Here is a 12418-nt window from a genome sequence, read left to right as displayed (position 1 = left end):
CAGAGTCGCGACTCTGACCCTATTATTGGCCCGAACCTTGCCAACATATTTAATATTGTGGTCTTGAGCCTTGCCTATAGCACTCCAAGGCTTTTAGACTCGTTCTTTTTTCATTGTCCGCACCTGTTTGGTGCATAAATAGATTAAATAAGGTCACTATGCGCTTAAGTAGTTTTGTTTTATTCGTGTGTATATCGCTATCGTCTTTAGCAAATGACGATACTAGCCAGTACGGTCCAAAAGATTTTTCCAATGTTACAAACAAATGGACAGCCGTGGTTGCTGCTTACGAGCCAGAAATTGAAGCCATTGACGCCGCATTTGCAACCATGGACGACGCACAGATCACTCAAACTCTTTATATTAAAGGGGTTAAGTACCAGCTAGGCACCTACAAAGGTGAGCCCATTGTTGTATTTAGTACGGGTGTCAGTATTACCAACGCAGCAATGACTGTGCAGATGGCGTTGGATTACTTCCCTATTGATAAGCTGGTTATGATGGGTATTGCAGGGGCCATAAACCCCAAATACACGCCTGGCGATATCGCAGTACCTGAACGTTGGTATTTTCACGACGAATCTGTCTATATCAACCCAAAGAAAGGTGACGCTAACACCTATGAGCTACCAGACTATTACGCTAAACAACTCGAACATTACAAAGCGCGGCGGGAGACAGATAAACACTCGCCAAACTATAAAAACTTAGGCTTTATTCATCCTACTGAAGTGGCTGTAGTTAAAGAAGGATGGGACACCCGCCAAAGAATGCCCTATTTTACTGCCGACAAAACGTTATTGGAAATGGCAAAACGCGCGCTCACAAAGATCCCGCCTATCACTATGCCATCAGGTAAGGAAATACTGGTTGATATAGGTGGAAATGGAGTAACAGGTTCAGTATTCGTAGACAACGCTAAATACCGTGAGTGGCTGCGTGACGTTTACACGGCTGATGTTGCGGAAATGGAATCAGCGACCGTCGCACAGGTGAGCTTTGTTAACGACGTAGACTGGTTAATTATCCGATCAATTAGCGACTTAGCGGGCGGTCAGCACGGTAAAAATGTTGAGAATGTATTTGACGCAATAGCCTCTGGTACCGGCACCAAACTACTACTTGGCATACTTGACGAACTCGTAGCAACCGACCCCAAATAACAAATAAATGGGGTCAGAGTACATTTTTCGGCATTTAAGCAGAGTAGGTTTCAAAGAAATGTACTCTGACCCCAATCTTCTTAGTTTATGTACTCTGACCCCATTATTTTGTACTTTGACCCCATTATTTCGGGTATAAAAAAGCCCCAACCATGGTTGGGGCTTTTTAATGTCTTGTTTAGCGGTAAGTGCTTATACGCGCTTAACGGCTACATCTGCTTCGAACTTAGGCTTAACTGCCAAGTCTTCAGAAGGTGGAGCAAACTTAGTTAGGTCAATGCCTGCAACTGCTTGCTTGTACTCTTCTGTCGTTGGGAAACGACCAAGAACCGTTGAAAGTACTACTAGCGGCGTAGAGCCTAGTAGTGATTCACCTTTCTTCTCAGCAGAGTCAGCTACAACACGACCTTGGAAAAGACGTGTAGAGGTAGCAATTACGGTATCGCCCGGCTCAGCTTTTTCTTGGTTACCCATACATAGGTTACATCCAGGACGCTCTAGGTAAAGAATGTTGTCGTATTTAGTACGCGCAGCTTCTTTAGGCTTAGCATCGTCGAACTCGAAGCCTGCGTATTTTGCAAGTACTTCCCAGTCGCCTTCTGCTTTTAGCTCGTCAACGATGTTGTATGTAGGTGGCGCAACAACTAGCGGTGCTTTAAACTCTACAGAGCCGTTAAGCTTCTCTAGGTTACGAAGCATTTGCGCGATAATTTGCATGTCGCCTTTGTGAACCATACAAGAACCTACGAAACCTAGGTCTACTGGCTTACCATCGTAATAAGAAACTGGACGGATAACGTCGTGAGTATAACGCTTAGATACGTCTTCGTTATTTACGTCTGGGTCAGCAATCATTGGCTCATCGATTTGATCTAGGTCGATAACCACTTCTGCGTAGTATTTAGCGTTGTCATCTGGTGCAAGCGCTGGTACTTCGCCAGACTTGATTTCAGCAATACGCTTGTCAGCAAGGTCAATTAGACCTTGAAGCATGTTAGCTTCGTTATCCATACCCTTGTCGATCATGATTTGGATACGGCTCTTAGCAAGCTCAAGTGACGCAACCATAGTCTCATTGTCAGAGATACAGATTGACGCTTTCGCTTTCATTTCTGCAGACCAGTCTGTGAACGTAAACGCTTGGTCAGCAAGTAGAGTACCGATTTGTACTTCAATTACACGACCTTGGAACACGTTCTCGCCAGCGAATTGCTTAAGCATTTGAGCTTGAGTAGCGTGAACCACATCACGGAAGTCCATGTGCTCTTTCATGCTACCTTTAAAGGTCACTTTCACAGACTCTGGAATTGGCATTGCCGCTTCACCCGTTGCAAGTGCTAATGCAACCGTACCTGAGTCGGCACCGAATGCTACACCTTTTGACATACGAGTGTGCGAATCACCACCAATGATGATGGCGCGGTCGTCTACGGTGATGTCGTTAAGCACTTTGTGAATAACGTCAGTCATTGAGTGGTAAACACCTTTAGGATCACGTGCTGTGATTACGCCAAAGTTGTTCATGAATGACATTAGCTTAGGAATGTTAGCCTGTGCTTTCTTATCCCATACTGACGCCGTGTGACAACCAGACTGGTATGCACCGTCAACAGTAGGTGAAATAGTTGATGCCGCCATAGACTCTAGTTCTTGGCAGGTCATTGGGCCAGTAGTGTCCTGAGAACCCACAATGTTTACTTTAACGCGAACGTCAGAGCCCGCGTGAAGCGGCGCATCTGAATTTACGCCTACCGCATTGCGGTTAAAGATTTTTTCTACAGCAGTAAGGCCTTGGCCTTCGTGTGAAACTTCTTTCGATTGCGCATAAACTGCTGGAGCTTCAACACCTAGTGTACGTGCAGCAAAAGATTGTAGCTGCTTACCGAATACTACAGCGTAAGAACCACCCGCTTTCATGAACTCCATTTTCTGAGGAGTAAATGAGGCAGATACGTCAGCCAGTTCTTCTGAACCGTTGAAAAGCTTCTTCGCTTTGGTATCAATAGTCAGTACCGTACCCGTTGCAACAGAGTAAGCTTCTTCAAGCACTGGGTCGCCATTTGCATCGCGAACCACTTCGCCATTTTCGTCTGTTTTCTTAACCCAGTTTTTAAGGTCAAGACCAATACCACCAGTTACGTCTACAGTAGTAAGGAAGATAGGTGCGATACCGTTAGTACCAGCAACAATTGGCGCTTTGTTTACAAAAGGAATGTAAGGGCTTGTAGGCTCACCAGCCCAAAGTGCTACGTTGTTCACACCAGACATACGTGAAGAACCTACACCCATTGTGCCTTTTTCAGCAATAAGCATAACTTTTGCGTTAGGGTGCTTTTTACCTAGCTCAACAATTTCTTGCTGCGCTTCAGGAGAAATCATGCACTGGCCGTGAAGTTCACGGTCTGCACGAGAGTGCGCTTGGTTACCTGGAGAAAGAAGGTCAGTTGAGATATCACCTTCAGCAGCGATATAGGTCACTACTTCGATTTTCTCTGGAACGTCAGGAAGCTTGGTAAAGAATTCAGCTTTTGCGTAGCTTTCTAGCACGTCTTTAGCAATCGCGTTACCTGCTTTAAATGCCGTTTCAAGACGCTCAGTATCGGCTTCGTATAGATAAACCTGAGTTTTCAACACTTCAGCTGCAGGCTTGGCAACGGCTTCATCATCAGAAAGAGCAAGATCTAGAAGTGCTTCTACAGACGGACCACCTTTCATGTGTGAAAGTAGCTCAAGTGCAAACTCTGGCGTGATTTCTTCTACTTTTTCTTCGCCAAGTACAATTTCTTTCAAAAATTGTGCTTTAACACCAGCGGCAGGCGTCGTTCCTGGCAAGGTGTTATAGATAAAGAATTTTAGAGAGTCTTCGCGGTGCTCGTTTGTTGTATCTTTAATTTGAGCAATAATTTCAGACAGCAGTTCTGCACTGTCAATTGGCTTAGGGTTAAGACCTAATTCCGTTTTACGGGTTTCGATCTCTGCCAGATATTCTGAATACAAACTCATATAGTTCTCTCGGTCTTAGTTTTACTTGGGCGTAGTGTTAAGTCGGTCTTAGCTATACGCATATAAAAATGAGGGATATTTTAACTGATTTTTAGCAGTTACGTAATGACTGAAAGTAATCAGTTGGTTATACAGCCGCTTAAACCAAAGTAAAATAAACCTCAAAGAGCATAGGTGCAAAAAATGACTTTTTGAAAAAAATGCGCAATAATTATTAAATTCAGTTACTTACAAAGATAAAGACTGAAGTACAAAATCATTTTTAATAAGAATGGTTTGACCAATAAAGATAAATAATAGTGTTGCACTTATGATAAAGATTCATTCTATTTATGGTGCTACCAGTACAAATTACCTTCAAATTTGAAACAAAATTTCAGTTTATTGATTTTTTATTGTGCATTGTTCTGTTTAGGTGAAACTTTTACTACCTTGGCATTCTCACCGTCAGTTAAAAGTAGAAGGTTACCTTGGTGATCAACCGCTATATCTCGTAATCGCACTTCTAGTTCCTCATAAATTTTCGTAGAAACATATTTATTCGGTATTTTATGGACCGCATATAAGGCTTTCGCTTTCAAACTGGTAACAAGTAAGGTATCGGTCAACATTGGATACTGATCATGTGAGTAGTAAATCATGGATGACGGCGCGATGGATGGTGTCCAATCCACAATGGGGTCTGTCATATCCGGATAAGTTGAAAAAGGTGAAATTCTGGCACCTGAATAGTCTTTTCCTAGCGTAACTACAGGCCAACCATAGTTCGCGCCTTTTTGAAGCAAGTTTACCTCGTCGCCGCCATCGGGACCGTGTTCATGCAGAAATATCTGCCCTTTAGGCCCCTGCACTAACCCTTGAGGGTTGCGATGCCCCAAGGTAAATACATAAGGACTTTTAGAGAAAGAAGGATTCGTTAGCGGTTCACCTGATAGTGTAAACCCTAGCACTTTACCTAACTGTGAGCTAACAACCTGCGCTTGCTCTCGGTAATCAAATCCGTCACCGGTAGTGACTAGAAAGCCCTGCCCTTGGCTTGCTTCACTAGTTCTAAGCTGAAGAAGCTTCCCGCCATAGTGCACAGGCGTATCTTTTGTTTGCGCTACTTCAATTACGGGTTCAATGTTACTAATGCCAGAAGTGAGAGAAAGCTCACCTTTTACTACAGCAAGACGGTTAGCATCATCACTACCCTTGGAATAACTGAGTAACACCGCGGGATTGGCGGGAAACTGGGAAGGGATAAGAATGTCTAGCACACCTCCCTGACCTTTTGTATACAAGTTATCGAGAGCCAAAGAGAACCTAGAAATCTCACCGTCATCATCAGCAATAACAAGCTCTCCATCTCTTGTCACTATCACTATATGCGTAGTTGCGTTCACCTTATCGATAACTGTTGTTAACGCCTTTGGAAACGCTATCGAGGTTACCAAGTCTTCGGTTACTACGTTACTAGCAAAACGTTTTAAAGACGCCGGCTCATCGCTTATAACCGCATGCTTTTGGGTATTACGTGTGGGCTCGACACGAGCGTCAGAAGCGAGACTTGACGCCAGAACATGCGAAAACGCTCCACTAGCTAACGCAAAAACCAAAAACTTTCTTACGATACGCTCTAACTCCATTGTTATTGTCCTCGAAGGCCTTAGCTAAGCTAATTTAAGCTATAAAGATATGCTTGGTTATTAAGCACAATATAACTACATTCAGTGTTCTTGTTGCGCTTTGTCGATAGTTAATACATGGTAATAACAGACGAACCTCGGAATGTGATACATGAGACACTTAACTCGCCGCGCTATTTTTCATTTTGTCCCATCTTGGGCAGTCGGTTTCCTACTTGCAAGTCTATTTCATTCAATTTCTGTTTTGATGGGCTTGGTTCAAATTGGCGTCGAGTTAAACGTTAACGATTGGCTATCCATGATATGGCAGGACGCTATAGGTCTCTTACCCACTTACGGTGCTATTATCGCCGTAACTTTGCTGTTAGCTTTTTCAATAACGCACTTAATAGTCAACCGTCTAGGCCTTAACGACGCAAAAAGTGCGAACAGCACTAGTCGAACGGTTCTCTTCGCTGCTGCAGGCGGCCTTTCTTTCCTACTGATGTTGCTAGCCATGCAGCCTATTTTAAATGTCACCCTTATTGCAGGTGCTCGCTCGACACTAGGACTTGCAGCACAGTGTTTTGCAGGCGTCTGTTCAGGGTTTCTCTATCGCCAATTCAGTGATAGTTTCAGCCGCCATCAATAACCAAAACTTATACTACTAAATAAGCCAACACTGATGTAAATAAAAAGTTAAGTTTGCTAATGTAAGGAGCATACCTTACATCTTTTGCCTTATTAGGAATAAGCAACATGATAACTTACCCAGATAATGTGACATGCCTAGCCGACTATATTGAAAGTGTTTTAAAGAAGTTCGCAGATAGACCTGCATATACGGCTCTTGGACAAACTCTCACGTTTGCCGATATCGACAGTAAGTCGTCTGCGTTAGCACGCTATTTCGTACACGAAGCAAAACTGACTCCTGGTACAAAAGTGGCCATTCAGCTTCCCAATCTTATCCAAAACCCTATTGTCGTTTATGCCGCACTCCGTGCAGGTCTTGTCGTAGTAAATACTAATCCGCTATATACTGAGCGGGAGATGAAGCATCAGTTTACCGATAGCGGGGCAAAAGCCTTAGTTATCTTAAGTGACTTACTTCCTAAGTTTACCAACATTAAAGATGATACTGGTATCGAGACAGTCATTACGACGTCGGCAACAGAGTTGCTAGACCCTAGTACAGCGCCAACGCTTGACGGGACGGTTTCTTTTAGCAAAGCAATTGAAATAGGAAGTGCACTGCCTTCGTTCTCTCGTCCTTCAATAGCGTTAGACGAGCTCGCCATGCTGCAATACACCGGAGGTACGACCGGCGTTTCTAAAGGCGCAGCACTTAGCAATAAAAATGTAATGGCTAACTGTATTCAAATGCTTGATCGCATTGGTGAAGGATTCAAAGACGGCGAAGAAGTGTTAGTGTGCCCGTTACCGCTTTATCATATTTACGCGTTTACGGTCGGTATGATGGCGCTATTTGCGAAAGGTACGCACATTATTCTTATCCCTAACCCGAGAGATATCGACGGTTTCATTCAAACACTCAAGCCCCATAAAATTTCCGCCTTTATGGGTATAAATACGCTATTTGTCGGTCTTGGACGACATCCAGAATTTGCAAAGCTCGACTTTTCTAATCTTCATCTCACTATGTCTGGCGGTACAGCGCTCACCCAAGCGGCGGTGTCAATTTGGCGAGATGTGACGGGTAACACTATCACTGAGGGCTATGGCCTGTCTGAAACCGCGCCCGTTGTTTCATTCAATATTCCAGGAAAAGAAGAAATAGGCACAGTCGGCCATGAGTTAGAAGACACTGAGGTAGCGCTTCTTGATAGTTATGATAAGCCAGCTGCAGAAGGTGAGTCAGGGCAAATAGCAGTGCGCGGACCGCAGGTTATGATGGGCTATTGGAATCGGGATGATGAAACGGCAAAGGTAATGACCGAAGACGGATTCTTCAAAACCGGTGATATCGGTATTCGCACAGAATCTGGCGCAATTAAAATTGTAGATCGCTTAAAAGACATGATTATTGTTTCAGGCTTCAACGTTTATCCGAACGAAATAGAAGATGTGCTAACGTCGCACCCCAGCGTGATGGAAGCGGCCGTTGTTGGCAAGCCTGATGATAAGACAGGAGAGCGAGTATGTGCTTACATTACGCTATCAGGGGATGTATCGACGGAGGACGTTATTGAACATTGCAAGACGCAGTTAACGAACTACAAAGTTCCGAAGTCAGTCACAATATTAGAAGAACTACCCAAATCTACGGTAGGTAAAATATTGCGTCGAGAACTCCGTTCTGCCTAAAAACACAAAACAGCGCAAAAATAGCAACTGAAAAAAAAGCGCATAGTGTCAAAACCTATGCGTTTTTTTATTTTAAATATCAGACAACTGCTACCAAAGAATAAGCTTAACGTGTTGAAAAAATCGCGGTTCTGTCATTAACTTAAACAAACCCCAATCACTTTCGTTGCACTTATGCAGTTTACGACATTACCTGTCTACCCGCTGACTTGCTCTAGATTAACTTTACGTCTTCCAAAGGGCTTTTGGTTGTGAACCGCCCATTGCTAGAACGTCAGGCCATGGACAAGCATGGCATGGTTGCAACTATGGATGTAAAAGGGAATATCCTTAGTGCTAATGAAAAGTGTTGTGAATTCTCAGGGTTTTCTGAACAAGAAATAGTGGGTGAGAATATCACCGCCTTCGACATCACCAATATTACAACCGATGAAAAGCAAGAGATCTTCAGCTCACTTTCACTAGGCAAAATATGGCAAGGCGAAGTTCATAGTATAAGAAAGACGGGGGAGCCTTGGTATGTATTTGCCACTGTTGTTCCCGTTGTTAAAAAAGCCCCCCTTGTCGACCACCTTATTGTTATTGGGACAGACATTTCCCAACAGAAGCGTTTAGAAAAGCGACTTTCTGAAGGACGCGCCTTTTACCGCAGCATTACCGATAGTATCGGAGAAGGGGTTTATGCAGTAAATGCAGCGGGTCAAACGCAATTTCTTAACCCTGCTGCTTCTCAGCTTCTAGGATGGACTTTAGAAGAACTTCAAGACCGCCGTTTTCACGATACCGTCCATTATCAAAAGGGGGACGGCACTCTCCTCCCTAGAGAGCAGTGCCCAGTAAACCTCGCTATTCGCAAAGGAGAGTCTTATACCTCATATGAAGACTTTTTTACCGATAAGCGAGGCAGGCTATTCCCCATTTCTATCGTTGCGGTACCACTGATAAATAACGAAGGTGAACCCGACGGGCATGTGGGGGTATTCAACGATATTAGCGGTCAAAAAGCCATTGAACAGAAGCTACAAAAAGCCTATGACGAAGCGCAAAGTGCAAACAAAGCCAAAACCGACTTCCTTGCTACAATGAGCCACGAGATAAGGACCCCGATGAATGCCATTATTGGTTTAACGCATTTAGCCTTGGAAACGACCGATAATGAACAACGCCAGCAATACTTAGAGAAAGTTCAGCGCAGTTCAAATGCGTTGCTCGAGCTGATGAATAGTATCTTGGACTTTTCCAAAGTTGAAGCCAATAAAATAGACATTCTCGATGAGCCATTTACGTTAACTAGAATGATAGAAAAGCTGGCGCAGGTGTTTCAAGTAAAAGCACAGCAAAAACATCTTCAGTTACTTTTTGATATTCGCTGCAATACCAACATGCCATGTAAGGGGGATAGCGAAAAAATCTATCAAGTCTTATTGAATTTATTAAGCAACGCTATCAAGTTTACAGAAAAAGGTTACGTTCTACTCAAAGTCGATAAGCGGAATAATCACCTTTTCTTTAGTGTAAGCGATACCGGAATGGGAATTAGCGATGCGGGCAAAGCAAAACTTTTCAATGCCTTCGAACAGGCTGACGCATCCATTTCTCGAAAGTTTGGTGGTACTGGGTTAGGGCTTGCAATTTGTAAGCGACTTGTAGAATTCATGGACGGAGAACTGACCCTTGAAAGCCAAATCAATGAGGGAAGTTGCTTTGCATTCTCGCTTCCCGTTTGCCTTGATGACGAGAAGCCTGCTGAGGCTTTACTTCCTGTCTCGGTCCCCTCGGAAGTACTTTGCATTCAGACACACGAAAGCGTGGAGCAAGGATGTCATATTCTTTGTCAAACGTTAGAAAGACTCAACATCAACTGTCAAATTGTAGATCAGGCAGAAGGGCTATTGCCACAGCAGGCGCCCTTTAGCATCGCTTATTTACCCATTGATGAATCTAGCTGGAAACGCTTTGCCAATCACATGCAATTTGGTGAATACCGCGACTTAAACGTCAATGTTCTGATCACCCCATTTTGTCGAGAAGACGTTTGTAAGCGATTCGGAAAAACCTTGCCTAGCGATGTTCGAATTATTGAGCTTCCATTTACAGAAAGCGAAATCATTTCCGCTTTATCACCTTTGCAAGTGCCAACAAATCAGGAGGCAACCGAAGGTCTTGAAAGCAAAAAGTGGCGAACCAATCGATTGGCAGGTAAACGAGTATTAGTAGTAGACGATGACCTAATAAGTGTGGAAATAAGCCAACAAATCCTAACTGACTTAGGCATAAAAGTGTTAACGGCAACAACGGGAGAGTATGCGCTGGCACTGTGCAACTCGAATACCTTTGACGCCATCTTACTTGACTGCCACCTACCAGACATATCTGGTTACGACATCGCAGAAACACTGACGCAAAATGAAAATTGGTTTACGCCAATTATCGCGCTAAGTGCTGATGAAACCAATGAAGCGTCGGAAAAAGCGCTAGCGGCTGGTATGTGCCATCACTTAGTCAAACCCGCCACAGCAAACGAAATTGTTCATACCATTGATATTCATATTCACTCTGGCTACGTTGAAATCATGCCGTTGGACGGATCCAATAAGTTCTTCACTGCACTATTAGATTTCTACAACAACTATAGTCAACGAAGCGTAATGTCGGACCTGCTCAATATTCTTCATACGCCGTCCTGCACAAGCCAGCTATTAATAAATTTAACCGCAGATGCTCAGAGGATTGGGGCAAGTACGCTAGAACGACATTTACAATGTATTGCAGACGTTCAACAACGACCGGATTCGGTTATTGCCAAGTACATTGCACAGCTTTCTTTCGAACTAGATGCGACGCTGCGTTTAATTGCGCATACCATAGATAAAACGGGCACAATCAATAGGTCGATTGAAAGTAACAATTTGGGAGCAGCGACACTGTTCTCTTCGTTAAAACAGGTGAAAGCTTTTCTTGAAGCGTATGATGCAAAGGCGCTTGACCATATTACTAAAGTTGCGGCTTGCCATTGTGATTCAATTCATTCACACAGCATAAATCAATTAAAACAGCGCGCCTCTGTGTATGATTTCGAAGGTGCTTTAGCTGTCGTACAAAAAATCTTAGATGAAATAAAGCATGAACAAGCAGAATAAAGTAGCACAAAAATTCAGTATCCTGGTTGTAGACGACGAGCCAGCCAATATTGATATATTGCTTGGTATACTAAGCCCTTATTATGATGTTAAAGTCGCGCCATCCGGCGCGGTTGCCCTCAAAATAGTTCAGCAGTTTACGCCAGACCTAATACTGCTAGATATTATGATGCCAGGTATGGACGGGTTTGAAGTATGCAAACAATTAAAAACTGACAGATTGCTAAGCCAGATTCCGATCATTTTTGTCACAGCGTTGACCCAAGGAGAAAACGAGGAGAAGGGTTTCAAGCTTGGCGCCGTCGACTACATAACCAAGCCAGTATCTCCCAGCATTACACTAGCGCGCGTGAAAACACATATTAGTCTTGCTCATCAAATGCGTACTACCGAAAACTTGGTGTCAAAACGCACTGAAGAGCTTAGCAAAAGCCAGCAAAGTGCCATTACTATGTTAGCGGCAGCAGGACACTACAATGACACAGACACAGGACACCACATTTGGCGCATGGCTGCCTACAGCAAATGTTTAGCTATTGCCTGCGGCTGGTCCTATGACGACGCTTGCTTGTTGGCGCAAGCTGCGCCTATGCATGACACAGGTAAAATCGGTATTCCCGATGCAATTTTGAAAGCGCCTCGTCGCCTTATAAACAGCGAAATGGAGGTGATGCGCACCCATGCACAAATTGGCCACAAAATTCTTTCGCAGTGCGATACACCTTTGTTTAACCTTGCGGCGGAAATTGCATTATGTCACCACGAAAAATGGAACGGTACAGGCTACCCCGAAGGCTTGGCGGGTGAAGACATTCCCGAAAGCGCGCGCATTGTCGCCATTGCCGATGTATTCGACGCCCTTACGATGAAACGCCCTTATAAAAAAGCATGGTCTGACGAAGAAGCATTTGAATATATTCAGGAGGGGGCAGGGAAACATTTCGACCCCAAACTAGTAGAGTGTTTTTTTTCAATCAAACAGGAAATACTAGATACTAAAAGCCATTGGAATCAGCTAGAGGCAGAAGGCCAAATGGCATCAGTATCAGATCTAAACCCCTAATTACTTCTAGTCACTTATAGCCACTATAAACCCTATCTGACAAACCAAAAGATTCGCGACTTCTAATTAAAGATATTGCGCATGAAGATATAAAAAAAGGTCGATATTTTATCG

7 protein-coding genes are annotated in these 12418 nt (G+C 43.7%); 5 read left to right on the top strand and 2 right to left on the bottom strand.

Annotated elements, in window-relative coordinates; genetic code table 11:
- The first annotated feature begins 158 nt into the window (after positions 1–158).
- On the top strand, positions 159–1163 hold the full coding sequence (locus ACYX4W_RS06835; RefSeq protein ID WP_476075067.1) for a 5'-methylthioadenosine/S-adenosylhomocysteine nucleosidase family protein: 1005 nt from the start codon (positions 159–161) through the stop codon (positions 1161–1163).
- A gap of 192 nt (positions 1164–1355) precedes the next feature.
- On the opposite strand, the gene ACYX4W_RS06830 is transcribed toward ACYX4W_RS06835, so the two are convergent.
- Both ACYX4W_RS06830 and ACYX4W_RS06825 read right to left on the bottom strand, forming a co-directional pair.
- On the bottom strand, positions 1356–4166 hold the full coding sequence (locus ACYX4W_RS06830) for a bifunctional aconitate hydratase 2/2-methylisocitrate dehydratase (protein WP_474808671.1): 2811 nt from the start codon (positions 4164–4166) through the stop codon (positions 1356–1358).
- Between the two features lie 392 nt (positions 4167–4558).
- Positions 4559–5794: a PQQ-dependent sugar dehydrogenase gene (locus tag ACYX4W_RS06825; protein WP_476075066.1), complete on the bottom strand. Its 1236-nt coding sequence runs from the start codon at positions 5792–5794 to the stop codon at positions 4559–4561.
- A 151-nt stretch (positions 5795–5945) separates the two neighbouring features.
- On the opposite strand from ACYX4W_RS06825, the gene ACYX4W_RS06820 reads away from it, so the two are divergent.
- The 4 genes from ACYX4W_RS06820 to ACYX4W_RS06805 all read left to right on the top strand — a co-directional run bounded on the left by ACYX4W_RS06820 (position 5946) and on the right by ACYX4W_RS06805 (position 12304).
- Positions 5946–6425, top strand: a complete 480-nt coding sequence (locus tag ACYX4W_RS06820; RefSeq protein ID WP_476075065.1) for a hypothetical protein — start codon at positions 5946–5948, stop codon at positions 6423–6425.
- A gap of 107 nt (positions 6426–6532) precedes the next feature.
- The gene (locus tag ACYX4W_RS06815) at positions 6533–8101 is read left to right on the top strand and encodes an AMP-binding protein (protein ID WP_476075064.1); all 1569 of its coding nucleotides are present in this window, start codon (positions 6533–6535) and stop codon (positions 8099–8101) included.
- A 251-nt stretch (positions 8102–8352) separates the two neighbouring features.
- Positions 8353–11241 carry a PAS domain S-box protein gene (locus ACYX4W_RS06810; protein WP_476075063.1) on the top strand — a complete coding sequence of 963 codons (2889 nt, stop codon included), beginning with the start codon at positions 8353–8355 and terminating at the stop codon, positions 11239–11241.
- A complete protein-coding gene (locus ACYX4W_RS06805) occupies positions 11225–12304 on the top strand; it encodes a response regulator (RefSeq protein ID WP_476075062.1) in 1080 nt (359 codons plus the stop codon). Before ACYX4W_RS06810 ends, ACYX4W_RS06805 begins: the two co-directional genes overlap by 17 nt.
- The last annotated feature ends 114 nt before the right edge of the window (positions 12305–12418 follow it).

It is taken from the genome of Alteromonas sp. ABH4_454, from assembly GCF_056311775.1.
This window is presented reverse-complemented; position numbering and strand designations above follow the sequence as displayed.

Excerpts from the sequence above, each read along its gene's own strand:
- ACYX4W_RS06820 (WP_476075065.1), top strand. The coding sequence starts at position 5,946 with ATGAGACACTTAACTCGCCGCGCTATTTTTCATTTTGTCCCATCTTGG.
- ACYX4W_RS06825 (WP_476075066.1), bottom strand. The coding sequence starts at position 5,794 with ATGGAGTTAGAGCGTATCGTAAGAAAGTTTTTGGTTTTTGCGTTAGCT.
- ACYX4W_RS06815 (WP_476075064.1), top strand. The coding sequence starts at position 6,533 with ATGATAACTTACCCAGATAATGTGACATGCCTAGCCGACTATATTGAA.
- ACYX4W_RS06830 (WP_474808671.1), bottom strand. The coding sequence starts at position 4,166 with ATGAGTTTGTATTCAGAATATCTGGCAGAGATCGAAACCCGTAAAACG.
- ACYX4W_RS06805 (WP_476075062.1), top strand. The coding sequence starts at position 11,225 with ATGAACAAGCAGAATAAAGTAGCACAAAAATTCAGTATCCTGGTTGTA.
- ACYX4W_RS06835 (WP_476075067.1), top strand. The coding sequence starts at position 159 with ATGCGCTTAAGTAGTTTTGTTTTATTCGTGTGTATATCGCTATCGTCT.